The 19,338-nt window shown below is 71.1% G+C and carries 17 protein-coding genes; 7 read left to right on the top strand and 10 right to left on the bottom strand.

The genetic code is table 11. The features are described from left to right. Position 1 precedes the first annotated feature (1 nt). The 5 genes from E5F05_RS05145 (at position 2) to E5F05_RS05125 (ending at position 3,102) form a co-directional block, all read left to right on the top strand. Positions 2-454 carry a DUF421 domain-containing protein gene (locus E5F05_RS05145; protein WP_103128027.1) on the top strand — a complete coding sequence of 151 codons (453 nt, stop codon included), beginning with the start codon at positions 2-4 and terminating at the stop codon, positions 452-454. Then, positions 451-1,065, top strand: coding sequence for a DedA family protein (locus E5F05_RS05140; RefSeq protein WP_103128026.1), 615 nt, complete (start codon positions 451-453; stop codon positions 1,063-1,065). The genes E5F05_RS05145 and E5F05_RS05140 overlap by 4 nt, the downstream gene beginning before the upstream one ends. 34 nt (positions 1,066-1,099) lie before the next feature. Next, positions 1,100-1,990, top strand: coding sequence for a diacylglycerol/lipid kinase family protein (locus tag E5F05_RS05135; protein ID WP_103128025.1), 891 nt, complete (start codon positions 1,100-1,102; stop codon positions 1,988-1,990). A gap of 12 nt (positions 1,991-2,002) precedes the next feature. Continuing rightward, positions 2,003-2,233: a hypothetical protein gene (locus E5F05_RS05130; protein WP_129117600.1), complete on the top strand. Its 231-nt coding sequence runs from the start codon at positions 2,003-2,005 to the stop codon at positions 2,231-2,233. A 209-nt stretch (positions 2,234-2,442) separates the two neighbouring features. Further along, positions 2,443-3,102: an MFS transporter gene (locus E5F05_RS05125; RefSeq protein ID WP_103128023.1), complete on the top strand. Its 660-nt coding sequence runs from the start codon at positions 2,443-2,445 to the stop codon at positions 3,100-3,102. Here the strand turns inward: E5F05_RS05125 and E5F05_RS05120 are convergent. The 5 genes from E5F05_RS05120 to E5F05_RS05100 all read right to left on the bottom strand — a co-directional run bounded on the left by E5F05_RS05120 (position 3,099) and on the right by E5F05_RS05100 (position 7,921). Further along, positions 3,099-3,761 (bottom strand): PIG-L deacetylase family protein, encoded by a 663-nt coding sequence (locus E5F05_RS05120; protein ID WP_103128022.1) that lies wholly within the window; start codon positions 3,759-3,761, stop codon positions 3,099-3,101. The genes E5F05_RS05125 and E5F05_RS05120 overlap by 4 nt on opposite strands. Positions 3,762-3,927: 166 nt before the next feature. Beyond that, positions 3,928-4,893 (bottom strand): alpha/beta hydrolase family protein, encoded by a 966-nt coding sequence (locus tag E5F05_RS05115; protein ID WP_103128021.1) that lies wholly within the window; start codon positions 4,891-4,893, stop codon positions 3,928-3,930. A 175-nt stretch (positions 4,894-5,068) separates the two neighbouring features. Next, positions 5,069-6,217, bottom strand: coding sequence for an acyltransferase (locus E5F05_RS05110; RefSeq protein ID WP_244944482.1), 1,149 nt, complete (start codon positions 6,215-6,217; stop codon positions 5,069-5,071). Between the two features lie 119 nt (positions 6,218-6,336). Further along, a complete protein-coding gene (locus tag E5F05_RS05105; RefSeq protein ID WP_164973355.1) occupies positions 6,337-6,828 on the bottom strand; it encodes a TlpA family protein disulfide reductase in 492 nt (163 codons plus the stop codon). A gap of 205 nt (positions 6,829-7,033) precedes the next feature. After that, positions 7,034-7,921, bottom strand: coding sequence for a C39 family peptidase (locus E5F05_RS05100; protein WP_129117599.1), 888 nt, complete (start codon positions 7,919-7,921; stop codon positions 7,034-7,036). Positions 7,922-8,284: 363 nt separating this feature from the next. On the opposite strand from E5F05_RS05100, the gene E5F05_RS05095 reads away from it, so the two are divergent. Next, positions 8,285-13,147 (top strand): NACHT domain-containing protein, encoded by a 4,863-nt coding sequence (locus E5F05_RS05095; protein ID WP_129117598.1) that lies wholly within the window; start codon positions 8,285-8,287, stop codon positions 13,145-13,147. Between the two features lie 172 nt (positions 13,148-13,319). Here the strand turns inward: E5F05_RS05095 and E5F05_RS05090 are convergent, their stop codons facing one another. From E5F05_RS05090 to E5F05_RS21230, 3 genes are all read right to left on the bottom strand, one after another. Then, positions 13,320-14,333 (bottom strand): peptidoglycan DD-metalloendopeptidase family protein, encoded by a 1,014-nt coding sequence (locus E5F05_RS05090; protein ID WP_103128018.1) that lies wholly within the window; start codon positions 14,331-14,333, stop codon positions 13,320-13,322. Positions 14,334-14,410: 77 nt separating this feature from the next. Continuing rightward, positions 14,411-15,751, bottom strand: coding sequence for a peptidoglycan D,D-transpeptidase FtsI family protein (locus E5F05_RS05085; protein ID WP_241687052.1), 1,341 nt, complete (start codon positions 15,749-15,751; stop codon positions 14,411-14,413). A gap of 58 nt (positions 15,752-15,809) precedes the next feature. Then, positions 15,810-15,983, bottom strand: a complete 174-nt coding sequence (locus E5F05_RS21230; protein WP_164973354.1) for a hypothetical protein — start codon at positions 15,981-15,983, stop codon at positions 15,810-15,812. A 191-nt stretch (positions 15,984-16,174) separates the two neighbouring features. On the opposite strand from E5F05_RS21230, the gene lnt reads away from it, so the two are divergent. Beyond that, entirely contained in the window at positions 16,175-17,707 is a 1,533-nt protein-coding gene (lnt, locus tag E5F05_RS05080) for an apolipoprotein N-acyltransferase (protein ID WP_103128017.1), read from the top strand. A 120-nt stretch (positions 17,708-17,827) separates the two neighbouring features. Here the strand turns inward: lnt and E5F05_RS05075 are convergent, their stop codons facing one another. Continuing rightward, entirely contained in the window at positions 17,828-19,132 is a 1,305-nt protein-coding gene (locus E5F05_RS05075; protein WP_103128016.1) for a sensor histidine kinase, read from the bottom strand. Then, positions 19,129-19,230 (bottom strand): hypothetical protein, encoded by a 102-nt coding sequence (locus tag E5F05_RS05070; RefSeq protein WP_201262709.1) that lies wholly within the window; start codon positions 19,228-19,230, stop codon positions 19,129-19,131. Before E5F05_RS05070 ends, E5F05_RS05075 begins: the two co-directional genes overlap by 4 nt. Positions 19,231-19,338: the final 108 nt, after the last annotated feature.

Raw genomic sequence — 19,338 nt, 5'->3', positions numbered from 1 at the left:
TATGAATCCTGCCCTGAATGCCCTCGCCATCTACGGATTCCTGCTGCTCGTCTTCCGCGTCGCGGGTAGGCGCACCCTGGGACAGATCACCACCTTCGACCTGGTGCTGCTCCTCGTGATCAGCGAGTCGGTGCAAAACGCCCTCGTCCGCAACGACTACTCGCTGACCAACGCCTTCGTTCTCATCCTGACCCTGGTCACGCTGGACGTCGGATTGTCGCTGTTTACCCGCCGCTTCAAGAGCGCGGACCGGGTGCTGGAAGGGATGCCGCTCGTCATCGTGGAACGGGGCGAGTGCCTGACCGACCTGATGCGCCGCGCCCGGGTGGACCGGGAGGACGTGCTGGCCGCCGCACGCAAGCTGCATGGCCTCAGCCGCCTGGACCAGATCGAGTTCGCGGTGCTGGAGCGCAGCGGCGAGCTGTCCATCATCCCCACGAAAGGCAACGCATGACCGGGTGGATCACGGCCCTGGTGGACGCACTGGGGTATCCCGGCATCGTCCTGGTGATGTTCCTGGAGAACATCTTTCCCCCCCTGCCCTCCGAGCTGATCATGCCGCTCGCGGGCTTCAGCGCGTCCCGGGGAACGCTCCGCCTGCCCGGCGTGATCCTCGCCGGGACGCTGGGCTCGGTGCTGGGCGCGCTGCCCCTGTACTGGATCGGGTTCGCCCTGGGCAAACCCCGGCTGGTCCGTCTTGCACAGAGGTACGAACGGCTGCTTATGGTGCGCCCTGCGGACGTGGAGCGGGCGGACACCTGGTTCGCGCGGCGCGGCCCCCTGACGGTGCTGCTGCTGCGCCTCGTGCCGGGGGTGCGCTCGCTGATCTCCATCCCGGCGGGCCTCGCCCGGATGCCGCTGCCGCTCTTCCTGCTGCTCACCACCCTGGGCACGGCCGTCTGGACGGCGCTGCTGACGCTGGCCGGATACCTGCTGGGCGAGAACTACGCGGCGGTGGAGCGGGTCGTCGGCCCGCTGGGACCCGTCGTGCTGGGCACGCTGGTGCTGGCGGTCCTGGTGTTCATCGTCGTGCGCTGGCGGGCCGAGCGGCGGGCGGCGCGGTGAACGGGGCGCGGCCAGCCACCCGGCTGGGGCGGCCATGACGGCGGGGGACGGGGTGACGCTGATCGTGAATGTCCGCTCGCGGCGCGGACGCGAGGCGTTCACGGGGGTGGTGGCGCGGCTGGGGGACGCGGGAGTGGCCGTGACCCCCTGGGCCGTCGAGAGCCCGGAGGAGGCCGAGGCGGTGCTGCGCGCCGAGGTCGCCCGGGGGGCGCCGCTGGTGATCGTCGGCGGGGGCGACGGCACCCTCTCGCACGCCGCCGGAATCCTGACCCGGACGGGGACGGCCCTGGGCGTCCTCCCGCTGGGGAGCGGCAACACCTTCGCGCGCAGCGTCGGCGTGCCGCTCGACCTGGCGGGGGCGGTGCAGGTCATCGCCGCCGGGCACCGCGCCGAGGTGGACGTGGGCCTGGTGAACGGTCGGGTCTTTCTCAACAGCGTGGCCCTGGGCCTGTCGGCGGGAATCGCCCGCACCCTGACGCCCGACCTCAAGCGCCGCCTGGGGCTCCTCGCCTGGCCGGTGGTGGGCGCGAAGGTGTTGTGGCGTCACCGGCCGCTCCTCCTCGACGTGACGGGCGAGACAGAGCACCTGCGGCTGAGGACCCACCAACTGCTGGTGGCGAACGGGCGGTACGTCGCGGGGCCGCTGCGGGCCGCGCCGGGGGCGTCGGTGGCCGACCGGCGGCTCGACGTGCTGGCCTTCGGGGACGGGCGGCTCGTGAGCCTGCTGCGGGTGGGCCTGGGCTGGGCGGCGGGCGGACGGGCGCAGCAGTTCACGGCGCGGCAGGTGACGGTCAGGAGTCGCGGGGGACCCACCTGGGTCAGCGTGGACGGCGAGGTGCGGCGGGCGGGCAAGTTGACCCTGGCGGTCAGGCCACGCGCCCTGACCGTGCTCGTTCCGGGCGACTTCGACGCGCGCCGGGTCTGAGCGGGGGCGAACATGGAGGGTCCGGTTGTGGTGAAGTGCGGCGGCACAAAGTTCCGGGGGGAGTACTGCCGGGCGGGTCCCGGGACGGCGGTGGTCTCCCTGGTGTTCGACGACTGGTATCCCGCGATGGGCGACGTGGTGCGGCTGCTGGACGGGACGGTGGAGCGGCGGGCCACCGTCTACAGCGTGCGGGTGGTGCCCCGGGAGCAGCGGGTGGAGGTGCATCTGGACTTCACCCGCTAGCGGCCCCCATGCCCAGGTTCGACGCGGGTGAGCATTTGGGGTGTGCTTGAGCGGGGGCCCCGGTGCCGGTCAGGGGTCTTGGGTTCGGAAGGGGTCAGCCTGGGCGAAGGCACGGCTCTGGGCTTAGCGTTCATTTTCGCGCCACTGCTGGCGTCACCCCTCTTTGCCCTGGACGCCCCGTCCCTTCTGCTGGCGGGGGGCTGATCCTGATGCTGCCCGCTCTGCGCGCGGAGCAGGGGACGGTGGAACGCAGCAAGCTTGCGGACATGCGAGACGACACACAACGTCTCTGGCGCGACCCGCCCGTGCGCTTCGCCCTGCTGATGGAACTGGTGGCCGCCATCGCCGGGGCCCTGATCCTGACGGTGACCATCACTCGTGTCGAAGGCGGCCTGAACCTGGGCGAGGCGCAGTACGGCTGGGTGATGGCGGCCTACGGGCTGGGCGCGACGCTCGCCTCCCTGGCAGTAGGGGCGGTGGGGCGACGCGTCCCCCTGCCCCGCTTCATCACCCTGGGAGCCCTGGTGACCTCCCTCGCCATGCTGCCCGGCGACTTGCTGCCCCTTGGCGGCCTGGTGCTCTTCTGGCTGCTGGCGGGGGTGGGGCAGAACTGGGTGAACCTGCCCACCGAGACCCTGCTGGCCGAGCGGACCGAGGCCGCGGCGCAGGGCCGGGTGTACGGAGCGCACTTCGCGTGGAGCCACCTGTGGTGGGCCTTCGCCTATCCGGTGGCGGGCTTCCTGGGCACCCACTTGGCCGGCCGGGCCTTCCTGCTGGGCGGACTGCTCGCGCTGCTGGTGCTGGTGAGCGTCTGGCTCCTGCACCGGGGACAGCGGGGAGGAGCCCGGCTGGGCCAAGCCGAGGTCTAGGGAGAGGTGACCTCATGGAAGGGCTCGTGCGTCACCCGCTCGGGAAAGCGGCGCAGGGTGTTCGCCAGGGTGAGCCCCTGCGAGCGGTGGCAGCCCATGGCCCGCAGTTTCTGGGTGAGGAACGCCGACACATCGTGAACGCGGTTCGGCGGCAGGTACAGGGGAGAAGGGGGGTCCAACCACTCCCGGTTCAGGGCGTAGTACCAGAGCGTGGGCCGGGTTCCGGCTGGCCGCTCGTCCCAGACGGTCTTCACCGCCTGATGCGTCGCCACATGGTCCGCGTGACCGTTGAGGCCATCGGGTGGAAAGGTCAGGACGATCTCCGGCTGATGTCGGCCGAGGGCGCCACGCACCACGTCCGTCACTTCAGGCAGGTGGGCCGTTACCTCTCCATCCGGGTAGTGGTGCTGCTCGTGGACGCTGCCCGGATGCGTCAGCAGTCCCAGGGCATGCAGACAGGCCCCCAGCTCCGCGCGCCTGAGTTCCGCGAGTTCCTGCCGGGTCCCGCACAAGCCCAGGGTTTTTCCCGCCTCGCCCAGCGTAAGGGTGACCACGCCGCACGCTTCGTCCCGGGCCAGGAACGACAGGAGGGTGCCGCCGGAGCCGAAGGTCTCGTCGTCCGGGTGGGGCACGACCACCAGCAACTTCAGGTGGGCCATGCGGGGAAGGATAGCTGCCCTGGTCCGCCTGCGACCCGAACACCCTTAAGCGGCGGGGTGCCCTGCGACCGATAGCGCTTTCACCGCGATGAGCGTGTCCAATCAAGGCTTCAGGCGGACCGAAACCAGTCTGACGACGCACACGGCGCCGCTGTGCCGCCGGGCCCTACAGGCTCTTCTTGAAGAACTCCACCGACCGCCTGAGGGCCACCTGCAAGTTCCGGCTGAGGTTGTGATCGTCCCCGGGATAGGTGAAGAACGTGTACGGCTGCCCCGCGGCCTTCAGGCCCGCCGCCAGCGCCTGGGAGAGGCTGAGGGGGACGTGGGTGTCCCCGGTGCCGTGGTGAAGCTGGAGGGGCCGGCCCTTGAGGTCGGCGAGAAAGGCGTTCGGGGAGATCGCCCGGTAGAGGGCCGGGTTGCGCTGGGGTGTCCCGTAGCTCGTGAGCAGGCGGGCCCGGGGATCATTGGCCCCCGAACCGCTTCCCCAGCGGGGCAGGTCCCGGAAGATCACGTCGTACGGCCCGACGACGCCCGCCCAGATGTTGCCCGCCTTGATCTGGGGGTTGATGGTCATGGCGCGCAGGGTGATGTGCCCGCCCATCGAGTGCCCCCACATGCCGATCCGCTTTGGGTTCACGCCCTCCAACTTCTGGAGGGAGGAAAAGGCGTTGAGCACGTCGACGGTGTACTCCGGCGACCAGTAGGCCGCCGCCGCGGGCTCACCCTGGGAGCTGCCGTGGCCCCGGTAGTCGGGCTTCAGGACGACGAACCCGGCGCGGGCAAAGGCGTCGACGTAGGCGACGTACCGCTCGGTGGTCCGGTACTGCCGGGGAGGGATGTACCCGTGGTTGAACACGATGGCGGGCCACCCCCCCTTGGGCGGCGTGCCGTTCGGAACAGTGAGCAGGGCGCCCAAGCGCAGCCCGTCCGAGAGGTAGGACACCACGCGCCGTTCATACCCCGCGCCCGGGCGGAGCGTCTGGCGGGTGGTGAGGGCGCTGCCGGGGTAGGCGCGCGCCCGCATCCGCTCGATGGAAAGGGGAGCGTTCTCCGTCTGGGTGAGCCGGGCCTGGGCGGCCGGGGCCGCACTCAGGCCGGCGAGCAGCAGGGCGAGGCGCAAGGGGTGGGGCATGGTCAGTCACCTTTCGCGGGGGCGAGGGGGGGCGGCGAGGAGGGGCCGGACAGGCTCTCCCGGTGGCGCGGCGGGTCGCCGTACCCTACCCGGCCCTTGTTCAGGTCGTGTAAAGCCAGTCCTGGACACGGGCCTTCCGGGCGGCGCTCCTGGGGCTCGCCCCGGCCCCGGCGGGTCAACGGCCAAAGACCCACCGCGCCACCCGCGTCCCGGCCAGGAGGCGGGCCACGGCGAGCGGCACGGCCAGGGCCACGGCCCCGTACGCCGCGAGCACGAGCACGAACCGGGCCGGGTCTCCCGGAAACCCCCGGCGTTCCAGGAACAGCAGGACGGCCGGGTGCAGCAGGTACACCTGCAGGCTCACCGTGCCCAGGGAGGTGAGCACCCTCACCAGCCGGGCCGGGGCCCGGGTGAGGACCTGGGCGAGCCCCAGGAGGGCCAGCGAGGCGGCCGTCGTGTAGGACCAGTTGGCGAGGCTGTACGCCGCGGAACTCACCGGGACCCTCTGGAGCAGGGCCACGGACAGGGGCACGTACCAGGCGAAGGTGAGGAGCGTGGCCGCGACGATCCAGAGGCGCCAGCGGTGCCAGAAGCGCCCGAAGGGGACGTCACTCGACCCGAAGGCCATGCCCAGCCCGAGCACCGGCAGGTACCACAGGACCATCGTGGCCGGGAAGCGGAAGTGGAGCACGCCCGAACGGTTGAGCAGGTACACGAGCAGTTGCAGCGCGACGGCACCGACCAGCACCCACCGGAAGCGCGGCCTCCGGCGGAAGAGGGGCAGCAGGAGGGGCAGGATCAGGGAGAACTGCAGGGCGATCAGGAGGAAGTACAGGTGAAAGTACCCTTTCCCGTACTGGAGCCAGACCCGCCAGCGGTCCGGGTCCCCGAGGACCGCCGGCGGGTCCTGGGCCGTGAACACCCGGAAGCCGACGTAGGCAGCGGTCCAGAAGAGGTACGGCACCAGCACCTTCTGGACGCGCGACCGGACATAGGCGCCGAGGTGGAAGCGGCGCAGGGCGGACCGGGTGAGGACCAGGGCCGTGAGGAACAGGAACGCCGGCACCACGAAGTGCGTGCCGCGGTTGAGGACCATCAGGCCCCCGCCGAGCAGCGAGCCCGCCGCCGCGTGACGGATCGCCAGACCCGTCAGGTGGTGCAGCACCACCGCGAGGATGGTCACGCCGCGGTACACGTCGAGTTCGACCATCCGGGCGGGGCGCGTGTCCGGCGCGGTCGTCGCCCCGGTCGACGTCTCGCCCGGGCTTGCCTGCCCGGGCACCTGCGGCGGATCGCCAGGCTCGCCGGTCGCGGGGGTGGTCAAGGGGTCCACGTCACCTCACTCGCCGCGCGGCCGGATGCTGGCTCCGCGGCGTTCTGAGGCCGGGCCGGGGTTCCAGGGAACGGGGGGTTCATTCCTCCTCCTGTCCCCCGGGTGGGGGACTACAGCAAGGCCTGGAGGTCGCGCACCAGCTCGCCCTCGTCGAGGCGGCCGTGCACGACCCGCCGGATGCGGCCGCGCCGGTCGATGAAGACCGTGGTGGGCAGCGTGGCCCGGTACGCGTGCGTGGCGACGTCGCCGGGGTCACGCCCCGTGAGCACGCCGAAGAGGAACTGCGCGTCGTACCGGGCCAGTTCGTCGGGAGTCACGTGGGCGTGCAGGCTCAGCACCGCCAGGTCACGGTCCACGTACTGGTACTGGTACAGGCGCAACAACCGGTCGTTTGCCCGGCAGACCGTGCAGTGGACGTCCCCGAACAGCACGATGACCACCTTGCCCCGCAGGTCGGAGAGGCGGACGGTCTCCCCGTCCACCGTGTGCAGGACGAAGTTGGGGGCTGGCTGGCCGATGCCGGCCACCGGCCCGCCGCCACCCGCGAGGGCGGCGCCGAGGAGGGTCAGGACGGTGAGGCAGATGGCGGTACGGCTTCTCATGTCTCCTCCGGAACAGCAGGTGAACGGTCCAGCCTGGTTGTACCGCCCGGACATGAGGGCGGGGCGGCCACCCGTTCCCCCGGAGCGGCCAGCGTCCCACCGGAGAGGGCACGCGGCGGGAGCGAGCCGGGGCCGTTGCGGCGTCCCGCCGGGGCCGTCCTCGTCCCCTGCCCTGGACCTTCGCCCACCTCGCCGTGACGCGCTCCTACGCCCCGAGCGCGCGGCTGGCGAGTTGCTCGAAATGCAGCAGTTCCTTGCTTCTCGGGTAGGCCCTCAGGGCCCGCCGGGCCAGGTTCAGCGTCTTGCGGTGCTCACCCGCCCGGGTCCACGCCTCGAGGGCCTCCTGCCGGTACAGGAGGTACAGGGTCGGCACGCCGAGCGCCACCGCCCGGTCGAAGTTCCCGGAGGCCGCCGCGACATTCCCCAGCCGGAGGTTCGCCTTGGCCAGCCCCCACCAGGCATAGGGATCGTTCGGGCGCGCCCTGACATCCTGCTCCCCGTGGAGTCTGGCGTGCCGCCAGTTGGCCGCCACGCCGAAGTCCTCGCCCAGGGCCGCCCGCACCTGCGCCTCCTTTCCGGGCGGATACGCGACCAGGTACTCGCCGTTGTAGTACCGCCACAGGTCCTGCATCTCTGCCGTGGTGAGGCTCAGCGAGGGGCCCCGGATGGGGTCGCTCACCAGGAAGCGTCCCCGGCTGTAGCCGTACACGGTGCGGAAGTGCGCCACGTTGCTGCCCGCGCGCAGGCGCTGCTGCACCACCACCGGAAAGCCGCGGGAGACCAGTTCGCGCAGCACCTCGGCGTCCCCCGCGTAGCGGATCACGCTGCGCAGCCCGGAGCGGCCCAGGTAGGCGGCGAGTTCCAGGCTGGTGACCTGCGGGTCGCCGGGGTAGTCCTTCATGGCATTCGCGGCCCCCGCCTGGCTGACCCGGGTGCCGTAGTACCCCAGGACCGTCAGCGCCGTCACCGGGGCACAGTTGTCCGGGCCCTGGTACTCATGGCGGATGTTCTTCAGGGTGACGCTCGCGGGCAGGGCGGACGCCGACCCGGCAAGCGCGCACAGAGCCAGCGAAAACAGAGGAAGCGGTCGCATCGGCATGGCCTATCTTGCCGGGGGCCTGTAAAAAACCTGTAAAGAACGCGTTGGGCGAGCAGGGCCCGCGCTTGAGCCTGGCCTGAGTTGAGACAACTGCGGGCCGGGCTTCCCGCGCCGCTCCCACAGGTGAGCATCGTCTTGCGCCGCTTTCTTTCCGAAGCGAGGTGGAGGGCGGAGATCAAGGTCGCGGACCCGACCTCAGCCTGTTCATAGGTATCCCTCAAGACGAACGTTGTGGAAGCGGTGCCTGGAGTGGCCCTCCACACCACCCAGCGGGACGGTGACCTGGGGCGTTCCGGGTGAGCTGGCGACGGCCGGAATCCTCCACCGGGGGGTTATTCGACAGCTATCGTGGAGGACGTGACCCTGCCCGCCGCGCCCCAAGCCCTCGCACCCCTGCCCACCCGGCTCTCTCAGCCGGTCGGGCGGGTCCCCAATCCCCCCGTCCATACGCGCCTGCAGGAGCTGCCGTACCGCGAGTTGAGTTGGCAGGACTTTGAACGGCTCTGTCTACGCCTCGCCCAGCGGGACGCTTCGGTGGAGGGCTGCCGCCTGTACGGCGAGCAGGGCGACGCGCAGGCGGGCATTGACCTGTACGCCCGTGAGCTCGACGGCGAAACGTACGTGGTGTACCAGTGCAAACGCGTCGAGGACTTCGGCCCCGCAAGGATCAAGGCGGCCGTCGAGAAGTTCCTGGAGGAGGACGGGTTCGTGGGGCGCGACCGCACCTCCGCCTTCGTGCTGTGCACGATGGAAAGCCTGCGGGGGAAGCAGCGGGACGACATGTTCCGCGAACAGCAGGGGGTGCTGGAGGCCCACCACATCCAGCTCCTCCGCTGGGACGCGGACGAACTCAACCGCCTGCTCAAGCAGATGCCCGAAGTCGTGGATGACTTCTTCGGTCGCCCCTGGGTCGAAGCCTTTTGCGGCGCGGACGCGGCGCGGGCCCTGGAGGATCGTCTCGACGCGCCCAACTTCTTCCAGCTACGCCAGGGGCTCCGGTCGTTCTACGCGTCCGTGTTCGAGCAACATGACTCCGGCGTAGCCCTGACCGACGCTACCCGTGTCCGCGCGCCCTCGCTCCGCGAACGGTTCATCCTGCCGGACATTCTCGACGCGCCGCCGGAAAGTCTTCCGGTCGGACAGCCGACCAGCCCTGAAGAAGACCCCGAGGCCGACCACGAACACGAAACGCGGCGTCGACGCCGTCGGGAGGTCCGCACCGCTCGTCCCTCTTCCGACACCCGACGGCGGGGACTGGAGGGCTGGCTGACCGAGCACGACGCCCAGGTGATCCTCGGCGGTCCCGGCTCCGGGAAAAGCACGTTGCTGCGTTTTTTGACCCTCGATCTGCTCGATGACGCGCCGGAATTGGCACAGGTGGCGAGCAAGTGGGGTCAGCACCTCCCCGTATGGGTGCCTTTCGCCTTCTGGACACGCGTGATCTCGTTCGAAGGCGAGAACACCGTGTCCCTGCACGAGGTGATGCGGCAGTGGTTGCGCGCCTTCAATGCCCAGGACCTCGCGCCACTCATCGACCGGGCCCTGGACGACGGGCGCCTGCTCCTCGTCGTCGACGGCCTGGACGAGTACGTGCGTTCGGACTACGGCGAGCTCGCGCTCGACCGACTGCGCGTGTTCGTGCAGCAACGCGGGGTGCCGGTGCTGCTCGCCAGCCGCCCGGACGGGTACAAACTGTTCAAGGCCAAGCTGAGTGGCTGGGTGGACGGTCACGTCGCTGACCTCTCGGAGGCGCAGCAGCGCCGCCTGGCCGGGACCTGGTTCGCCCACCAGCTGCGAAACTCGGACGAGGCCCTGGGTGATGACGCGGTCGCGCGGCGCGCGGCGGCGGAAGTGGAGGGCTTTTTCGAGGAGCTGCGCGACTCGCCGGACCTCGCGCACCTGGCGGCCGTGCCGCTCCTGCTGTGCCTGCTGGTCGCGCTGCGCCGCGCGGAGGTCGCCTTGCCGCGCAGCCGCTTTCGGGTGTACGAGGAAGTCGTCAAGCACCTCCTGGAGGCGCACCCCCGGCGGCGGCGGCGAGCCGCGGCGATGGGCGACGACGACAGCCACCTCTCCCCGGCGGAAACGCGGCAGGCGTTCGAGCGCCTCGCGTATGAGATGCACTGTGCCTACCCCGAGGGCGTGATTCCCATCGACGCCGCCAGCGAGGTGGTCGCCGCGTACCTGCAAGACGATGAGGTGGGCTTGGGCCTCGGGCGGCGTGAGGCCAGCACGTCCGCCGCGCGCCTGGTCGCCGTCGGTGAGACCAACTCGGGGCTGCTGGTGGGGCGGTCCCCGCACGAGGCGGGCTTCTTCCACCGTTCGCTGCAGGAGTTTCTGGCCGCCGGGTACCTCTCACGGCTGGACGACCAGCTGGAGGTCGTCCGGGCGCGCCGCTTCGAAGCCCAGTGGCGTGAAGTCTTGCTGGGCACGCTGCACTTCACGCGACCGCCGCAGCAGGTGCGGCAACTGATGGACGTGCTGCGTGCCCCGGGCGGCGCCGTCGCGCAGCGGCAGCACCTGGCCCAGCTCCTGGCGGAGGCCGCATTCGGGGAATTCCCGGTTCCACCGGCGCTCGCGCAGGAGGTCGCGCGCGACACGCTCGCGGCCATCGAGCGCGAGACGTGGGCACCGCAGCGTGAACGGCTCCTGGGCCACGCGCTCGACGGTCTGCACTCCGCCAAGGTGCGCGAGCTGGTGCACGAGCGGCTTCGCCGTTGGTTCCCGGAGCGCCTGCGGTACCGCTCGGGCGCCATCGAGGTCATGGGGACCTGGCCCCCGGAGGAGGACACCATTGCCCTGCTCTTCCGGGGCCTATACGAAGAGGAGGCCCCGGAGCGTGCCGCCGCCGCCAGGGCCCTGGCCGCCCTGGGCAGTCAGCAGCCTGAACTCTTCGAGCGTCTCGAGCGGGTCGTGCAGCAGGCACACTCGGTCGAAGCCCAAGGAGGTGCCCTTCACGCGCTCGTGCTCGCGTCGCCCGCGGACTCGGAGCTTTCGGAACTGCTTGACCACCACGCCGCCTCGCCCCATCCCGAACACCGTCTCCTCGCCTATCTCGGCCTGGCCAAACAAGGTCGACTCACCGACCCGTACCTGGACGACGCGTTGTCCTTTTTGAACCACACGAGCGGCGTGCCCTACGAACTCCGTGATCTGGTGGTTGACGTTCTGGTGCAGGGGTGGCCGGGTCACCCGCGGGTCCGTGACGTCTGTATGCCCGCCAGGCCCCGGGCCGGGGTGGACAACGACTCGGCGTGGAAGGTGCTGCTGCGCGGCTTCTCTGCTGATCCTCAAGTGGTTGATGCCGTCGCCGGGGAGATTCGCGGCGAGCAACATCCGTTCCTGGGCACGCACGACGCGTGGCCACTGCTGCTCCACCACTTCCGCGATGTCCCCGCGATTGTGCAGGCCATCGACGCTCGCCTGGAAAGCGGCGATCTGGAAGATCGCGACTTGTTTTTCGCGTCCCTGATTGGCCGAACCGCCCCTGCCCAGGCGAAGTTGCTCGCCGGTCTCGACAGCGGGTTCCCGCATTGGTCGGCCCAGGCCTTGCTGGAGGGTTGGGGCATGGACGACCCGGAGGTGGCCTCCCGACTCCTGCCGCTGGTTCATGGTCCTGACGATGTGGCGGCCAGTATTGGCTTCCTCATTCCCGGCATCCTGCGCGACGCCGGCGCCTCACGTCGGCGGCTCCTGGCCCTGCTGCGCGACCCGGCGTGCGCCCGACCTGATTTCGTGTTGAACGGACTGGCCAAGGTGGGCGTGGGCGAAGACGGTCAGGCCATTCTGGATGCCGCCCTCACGCACTTGAATCAGCAGCAGAGCCTCGCCCACAACGGTTTCCATCACGCGTTACGGCTCTTCTCCCAAGAACCGCGCATGCTGGAGTACGCCCGGCAAGTTCTGGACAGAGGTGCGGAGGGGGCAGGTGACGTCGCCTATCACCTGCGGCACGACGCTTCCATTCGGCAGGTCGTGCGGGACAGGTCCATGCCACTTGATCCCGCCTCACGGCTGGTGATCGCCTCCAAGCTCCAGCAACGCTGGGGGGACGCACAAGAGGTGCTGAACCTGCTGGAGGCGCACCACGAAGAAGGCGATCCAGAAACGCGCGTGCAGTGCGCCATCAGCCTGGCGCTTCGCGCCCGGGCGGAAGGGCGCGACCTGGAGCCCGTCATCGAGCAACTCACCAGGCACGCGAGCACCCCGGGCATCTCGTTTCGAACTCACGCGCAGGCGGGCATTGCCGGGTTGCTTACCCTTGGCGCACTCGACGCGGTGACCGTCAAGGTTCATGGGCGAAAACTCCCGGAGTGGATCCGTCCGGTGTTAGAAGCGGCGTTTGATGTCTCTGGACGTTTCGTGGCCGTGGTCGTGCAGCATTGGGAGGATGTCGAAAGGGCAACCGGACAAGACCTCCTTGGAGTTCAGGAAAAACACGACGGCCGTCTCCTGCGAGTGCTCGCGGCATACGCGGACGAGTCTCCCGTGGCCAGGCGGAAGGTGCTGGAGGTCGTCGAACAACACCGTGCGGTGGGAAACTCCTCAGCAGTATTGCGGTTCCTCGGGCGTGTGGTGCCGGGCAGCGGACTCCTCTTGGAGGCCTGTCTGGATGCTCTTGAGGACGCAGATGCCCACCGCGACACCACGCTTGCCGCGGCCCAGCTGCTGGGCCAGCACTTCAGAGGCAACGCCTCTGTGTTGGACCGGCTCACCACGGCGTTCGGCGATGACCCCCCTCGGGAAAGCGTCCTGATGGCCCTGACGGAGGGTTGGCCGGACAGCCCTGTCGTTCACCGCGCCTACGACTGGTACGCGTCCAGCAAGGCGGAAGCGTCCTACCGGCTCACTTTCCGTTTGATGGGCCTGCACGCCACACCCGAGAACTTGATCGAGGCGCTCAAAGGCACGTTCGAGCACTGCACGGCCGTTCCCACGATCGCCTCTGAAAGTATGACACCGCCGCTGATCCGGCGCTTGCGAAACGACCCAGCGTTCGCCGTGGCTTTGGCCGCCTGGTTGACGACGGACCGTGATCCGTCGGCCGTCGCCACGGTACCGCGACTCTTGGCCCGTGCTGGCAGGTTATCGGAGGAGCTGCGGGAGTGGTGCGCCGCAGAGATCGAACGTCTTTGCAGAGAGGACACCATCGCGCCGTTGGGCATCGACCTGCTTGCCGGGCGCGTGCGACCCGTCCTGCACAGCCTCCTGGACGCGACTTGAGACCTTCACCTACGCTCGCACAGGTTCGCGCGAGCGGCCGGACGTGAACTTGGGGTGATCCCACCGGGGAGATGGTGAAGCTGGCTTCTCCACGCCCGAAGCGAAAGGGGAAGGGCCGCCGCGCAGGACTCCGGGAGGGTCGCAGCGGTGGCAGACGCGAAGTGACCGGGGGTCAGCGCAGGGCCGAGGGGCCCGGCGGCAGGGCCAGCGGGTCGACGGCCACGCCCGCGACGTATACCCGGTAGTCCACGTGCGGCCCGGTACTGCGGCCAGTGCTGCCGACCCTGGCGATGAGTTGCCCGCCCCGGACCTGTTCCCCGACCTGCGCCACGTTCGCGCTGTTGTGGCTGTAGCGCGTCCGCCAGCCTCCCTCGTGTTCGAGCAGCACGGTCCAGCCCCACCCCGAGCGGGCGTCGAAGCGCGACTCCACCACCACACCCGCGGCGACTGCGTGGATCGCCGTCCCCTGCGGCGCGGCCAGGTCGACCCCCGGGTGCGCCGGGGAAAAGGAACTCGTCAGCCGGGCACCGCTCACCGGCAGTCCCTGGGGAGGTGCGGGGAAGGCGGGCGGGGGGGCCGGCCATACTGGCTCCTCGGGAGAAGGGGAAACCACCGGGACGTCCTGCGCGGGTGAGTCAGTCGAGGTCACCCTGAGCACCCCGCTGGTAGGTGGAGTCGCGGGTGAGGCGGCCAGGGGCAAAGGCAGGCGGGACGCGGCCACCGACGCCCCATCAGCCGGGGTTGAGCCCACCGGCACCACCAGGACGCGCCCGACCATCAGCGGACGCTCCGGCTCCACCCCCGGGTTGAGGGCGAGCAGGCCCGAGAGGCTTAGCCCGTGGCGGCGGGCGATGGCCGAGAGGGTGTCCCCGCGCCGCACCGTCCAGGTGCTGGTGGCGACATCCGGCGATGAGGGGGTCACCGGGGGAACGGCTGGGCTGGGAGGGGCTGGCGCGGGCGAGGGGACCACCGGGAGCGGCCCCGGGGCACCGGGCGGAAGCGCCACGGTGAGGCCCGGGCGCAGGTCCGCTGGCCCCAGGCCCGGGTTGGCGAGCAGCAGGTCCAGGGGCGTGACGCCGTGACGGGCGGCCAGGACGGGCAGGGTGTCGCCCGGCAGGACGGTCACGTTCACGGCGGCGGCGGAGACGGCGCAGGCCAGCAGCAGGGTTAGGAGGGGACGGCGCATCGGTACGGCGCAGCTTGCCAGACCGGGTGTCGGACTGTCCACGGCCCGGCCCAGAGGTGGCCCGCGTCTCCCCGTCCTCAGGGCCCGGGATCCGGCCGAACGGCGTGCAGGGACAGCAGGGCCGACGTGACGTCCCGGAAGATCGGCGCCGCCAGTTGCGACCCCTGGTACTCGCGCTTCGCCCCGCGCACCATCACCGCGACCGTGAAGCGCGGCTGACCAGCCGGTACAAAGCCGCCAAAGGTGCTGGAGAACACCTCACCGCTGTAGCGCCCATCCACGGCCACCTGCGCCGTCCCGGTTTTCCCGCCGACATGGTACCCGGGCAGCTCGGCCTTCGCCCTGATGCCCTCGTCGATCACCCCGTGCAGCATCTCCCGCATGCTCGCGGCGGTCGCCCGGCTCAGGACGGCCCGGCTTCCGGTGGGGGCGCCGACGACCAGGCGGGGCGCCACGTACCGCCCGCCGTTCGCCAGCACGTTGAAGGCCGCCGCGAGCTGCAGGGTGGTCACCGTCAGGCCCTGCCCAAAGGCCATGGTGGCCTGCGACAGCGCGCCCCAGTCCTCCGGGTCCCGCAGCAGGCCGTCCCCGGTGGGGAGCCCCAGCCGCACCGGCCGCCCGAAGCCGTACGCGCTGAAGTAGCGGTGCAGCACCTCGGGCGGGACATCCTCCACCAGACGCGTCATGCCGACGTTGCTGGAATAGCGCAGGATCTGCCGGGTCCTGAGCTGACCCGGGTGGGGAACGATGTCGTTGATGGTCGCGCCCGCGTACCGGCGCCACATCGGCGTGTCGTAGACCGTGTCGGGCGTGGTGCGGCCCTCGTTCAGCAGCGCGGCGACGGTGAGGGCCTTGACGACGCTGCCCGGCTCGTACTCGTCCAGCGCCGCGCGGTTGCGCCAGCGGTCGGGGGGAACCTGCGGCCACCGGTTGAGGTCGAAGCCGGGCACGGACGCCATCGCCGTCAGGTTCCCTGTCCGGGTCTCCATCACGACCGCCGACGCGAACTGGGCGTCGGTGCGCCTCACGGCGTCCTCCAGGACCCGTTCCACCGCCGCCTGCACGCGCGTGTCCAGCGTGAGGGTCAGCGCCTCACCGCGCCCCAGCCGGCCATCGTAGGCGCGCTCGGCACCCTCCAGACCGCCAGACGCCCCCACGAAGCCCACGATGGGCGCGGCGAGGGACCCGTGGGGGTACCGGCGGGCTTGCAGGGGCCCGCCCGCCAGGATCCGGCCGTCGGCGCTCAGGAGGGGCCCGCGGGCCGTCACCACCGGACGGGCTGGCGCAGCGTTGGGCGGTGCGGCCAGTTTGGCGAGCGCGACGGCCAGGATCATGAAGGACACCAGGGCGAGGAACGCGATGACGCTCGCCCGGCGGGAGAGCTGGTAATCGCTCGCGCGAAAAAAGGAGTGGGGCACGGCAGGAACGTCTTTCTTCGGGGATGAACGGGGCCCCAGGAGAGGCCCGCGGCCAGGGTCAGGGGGCGGAGGGGGCCGCGCCCCCCATGCCGGGCATGCTCTGCTGATCCATCCCCGGCATGGAGGGCATCCCGGGGTTCATGGCCGGATTGCCGGTGAGGCCCCGGTCCGACATGGAGCCCGCCAGCCAGGCCGCCCCCAGAACTGCGGCCAGCACGAGGAGGGCGCCCAACCAGAAGCTGGACCTCCCGCGGCGGGGCGGCGGGGGCGTCACCGGGACCCCCGGCGGGAAGAAGGGCGAGCGGGAGAGCCAGTGGATGTGGGCATGGGGGAAAGCCTCCGCCGGCAGCTTAGGCAGGGTGTGTTAGGTCCGTGTAAAGGTCCTTTACCGCACCTGAACACGGCTCCCGTAGCCTGCGGCGCGTGAACGACCACCTGGCCTTCCGCGCCTGGCGGGCCCGCCTGAATGCCCCGCCGCTGCCCGCCTGGCTGGGCGACGCGCTCGCCGGGGCCGTGCTGGGCCTGCTGGGGTTGCCGTCGCCCCTGGCCGTGCTGGCGCCGCTGCCGCTGGCCTTCCTGCACCGCCGGCTGGCCCGCAGCCCCGACGGGCGGGCGGCCTTCCGGACCGCCCTCGTATTCGCCCTGGCCTTCTTCACGCTGCACCTCGCCTGGCTGCCCGCCAGCCTGGGGGAGGTGCTGGGTCCCCTGGGGGGACTGCTCACCGTCCTGGTCCTGCCCGCCGCGGCCCTGACCTGGGCGGTGCCCCTGGCGCTCACCCGAGGCGTGTTCGGGGCCCGCACCCTGGCCGCCCTGCCGTTCGCGTGGGTGCTCCTCGAGCTGCTCCGGACCCGGGGACCGCTGGCGTTTCCCTGGGGCAACCCCGGGTACGCCCTGACGGGCACGCCCCTGGCCCAGCTCGCGAGCGTGGGCGGCGTGGCGCTGCTGACGCTGCTCGTCACCCTCACGGCGAGCGTCCTCGCGGGCTTGGGGAGCAGTCGGCGTCCGGCGCTGCTGGCGCTGTTCGCCCTCTGGAGCGCCGCGTGGCTGTGGGGGCGGTGGGTGACGCCCGCTCCCGCGCCCACCCCCCGCACGGCCGTGCTCGTGCAGGGGGCCATCGACCCGCGGCTCAAGGCCCGGGGGCGTACCCTGGACGAGCTGGGGGTCTACCTCGACCTGACGCGGGGCGCCCTGCGCTCGGGAGCGGCGGACCTGGTGGTGTGGCCCGAGACGGCCAGCCCGCTGCCCGCCTCCGACCCGGGGGTGCTGCCCGCCCTGCGGGGGCTGGGGGTGCCCCTGCTGGTGGGCGCTCCGGGCGACGTGCCGGGCCAGGCGCGCAACAGCGCCTACGGGGTGGACGGGGGGGTCACGGGCCGACAGGACAAACGCGTTCTGGTGCCGTTCGGGGAGAGCCTGCCCTTCTCAAGGGTGCTGGGCTTCCTCTACACGCCGGTGCTCCGGAGTCTGGGAATGGCCGGGTTGACCAGCCTGACGCCCGGGAGGCTGCTGAACGTGCTGCCCCTGCGGGACCTGCGGGCGGGCGTCAGCATCTGTTACGAGTCGGTGTTCGGGCCGCTGAGCCGGCAGGCCGTGCGGGCGGGGGCGAACCTGCTCGTCGTGCTCTCCAACGACGCGTGGTTCGGCCGGGGAGCGGGGGCGGAGCAGCACTTCCAGATGGGCCGCCTGCGCGCCATCGAGACGCGGCGGTTCCTGCTGCGGGCCGGAAACGACGGGGTGAGCGCCGTCGTGGACCCCTGGGGCCGGGTCCCGTTCCGCGCACCCCGGGGACAGCGGGGCGCCTACCGGGTCGCCTTCGGCGTCTCTTCGGTCCGCACGCCCTCCGTCCGGTACGGCGACTGGGTGAGTTGGGGGAGCGGGGTGGCGCTGCTGGCATTGCTCCCCCTACCGACCCGGAGACGTGGGGGGCGTCCGGGCGGGCCGGAGGCAGGGGCACCCTAAGGCGCCAACGGGGTGGAGGCCCGCCGCCAGAGCCGGAACCCACCGACCGGCACGCCGGCCCCCGCCGCCATCAGCGGATCCCGGCCCGCCCGGAATCAGCCTGCCCCAGGCCGGGTGGACTCACGCGCGCCGGGGGAACACCAGTTCCGCGCGCAGGCCGCCTTCAGCACGGTTCGCCAACTCCAGGCCGCCTCCATGGGCCTCCACAATGACCTGGACCAGGGCCAGCCCCAACCCTGCGCCGCCGAGGTTCTGCGTCCCCTGCCCCCGCTGGAAGGGCTGCGTCAGACGCGGCATTTCTTCCTGCGGAATCCCTGGACCCACGTCCTGCACGGTCAGGCGGGCGACCTCGTCGTCGGCCCCGCAGGAGACGTGGACCGCCGAACCCGGCGGGCCGTACTGGATGGCGTTCTGGATCAGGTTCCCTGCCGCCAGCACCAGCGCGCCCAGGTCCCCCGTGGTGGAGGCGTCGTTCAGCGTCACCTCCAGGGACATGTGTTTCTTCTGGGCGTCCGTGGCGTGGAGTTCGGTCGCCATCAGCGTGACGTCCGCCAGGTTCACCACGTGGCCCCCGGGAGGTCGGGTGGCCCGGGCCAGCTCCATCAGCCGGTGGGTGAGGGCGCTCATGTCCTCGCTGACGTCCCGCACCTGGGCGAGGGCCTCGCGGTACGCCTCGGGGGAGCGCTCCCGCTCCAGGGCCAGCGAGGCCGTGGCGCGGATGACGCTGATGGGGGTGCGCAGCTCGTGGGCGCTGGCATGCGCGAAGAGCCGCTCGCGGGTCAGGAGCGCGTCCAGTTTGCCCAGCATGTCGTTGATGGTGCGGGTCAGCCGGGCCAGTTCGTCCGAGCCGGGGGCGACGGGCACCCGCTCGCCCGGCTGGCCGCTGCGGGCAATCCGGGCGGCGAGGTCCGAGACCTGATCGACCGGCCGCAGCGCGCGGTCAGCGAGGAGGTAGCCGACCAGGAGCGCCAGCAGCAGCAGCAGGGGCACGCCCAGCAACTCCAGGCGCAGAATCTGCCCCAGGGCCGCCCGCACCCCCGCGTCCGACTGCGAGGTCTGAATCCAGCCCCCGGCCGTCTTCAACACGAAGACGCGCTCCGCACCGACCTGAAACGTTCCCGCCCCGGGAATGAAGCCCACCCGGGACGGCCCCCAGTCCACTTCCTGGCCCCCGGCGCCATACACCGTCATGCGGACGGGTTGCTGGCGATTAATGGCGTCCAGGGCGGGATTTTCCTTATGCGGCGACTTCCGGTCGGCGCTCAGGCTCATCTCGGCCTGCTTCTGCGCGTACACCCGCAGGGCGTCGTCCAGCCCGGCGTAGAGTGTGTGGCGGAACGCGGCGTAGCTCAGGGCGCCCGCGATCATGAGCAGGAGGCCCAGCAGGGCGGCGTAGGTCAGCGTGAGCCGCCAGCGGAAGGTCAAGGCCCCACCTCGCCGAGGCGGTCGCCGTGCCCGCGCACGGTGAGGATCATGCCCTCCCCCAGCTTGCGGCGCAGGTTCCCCACATCCACGTCCACCACCCGGCTCTCCACCTCCGGCTGGGCCGGGTGGAGGGCGAAGCCTTCGAGCAGCTCGAACCCTCTGGGCGTGAGGGGGACCGTTCGGACCTGTCACTCGGCGCCTCAGCA

Source organism: Deinococcus metallilatus (assembly GCF_004758605.1).
GTDB lineage: Bacteria > Deinococcota > Deinococci > Deinococcales > Deinococcaceae > Deinococcus > Deinococcus metallilatus.
The sequence above is the reverse complement of the archived record's forward strand: the minus strand, read 5'-3'. Positions and strand labels throughout refer to the sequence as shown.

Excerpts from the sequence above, each read along its gene's own strand:
- E5F05_RS05145 (WP_103128027.1), top strand. The coding sequence starts at position 2 with ATGAATCCTGCCCTGAATGCCCTCGCCATCTACGGATTCCTGCTGCTC.
- E5F05_RS05140 (WP_103128026.1), top strand. The coding sequence starts at position 451 with ATGACCGGGTGGATCACGGCCCTGGTGGACGCACTGGGGTATCCCGGC.
- E5F05_RS05135 (WP_103128025.1), top strand. The coding sequence starts at position 1,100 with ATGACGGCGGGGGACGGGGTGACGCTGATCGTGAATGTCCGCTCGCGG.
- E5F05_RS05130 (WP_129117600.1), top strand. The coding sequence starts at position 2,003 with ATGGAGGGTCCGGTTGTGGTGAAGTGCGGCGGCACAAAGTTCCGGGGG.
- E5F05_RS05125 (WP_103128023.1), top strand. The coding sequence starts at position 2,443 with ATGCTGCCCGCTCTGCGCGCGGAGCAGGGGACGGTGGAACGCAGCAAG.
- E5F05_RS05120 (WP_103128022.1), bottom strand. The coding sequence starts at position 3,761 with ATGGCCCACCTGAAGTTGCTGGTGGTCGTGCCCCACCCGGACGACGAG.
- E5F05_RS05115 (WP_103128021.1), bottom strand. The coding sequence starts at position 4,893 with ATGCCCCACCCCTTGCGCCTCGCCCTGCTGCTCGCCGGCCTGAGTGCG.
- E5F05_RS05105 (WP_164973355.1), bottom strand. The coding sequence starts at position 6,828 with ATGAGAAGCCGTACCGCCATCTGCCTCACCGTCCTGACCCTCCTCGGC.
- E5F05_RS05100 (WP_129117599.1), bottom strand. The coding sequence starts at position 7,921 with ATGCGACCGCTTCCTCTGTTTTCGCTGGCTCTGTGCGCGCTTGCCGGG.
- E5F05_RS05090 (WP_103128018.1), bottom strand. The coding sequence starts at position 14,333 with ATGCGCCGTCCCCTCCTAACCCTGCTGCTGGCCTGCGCCGTCTCCGCC.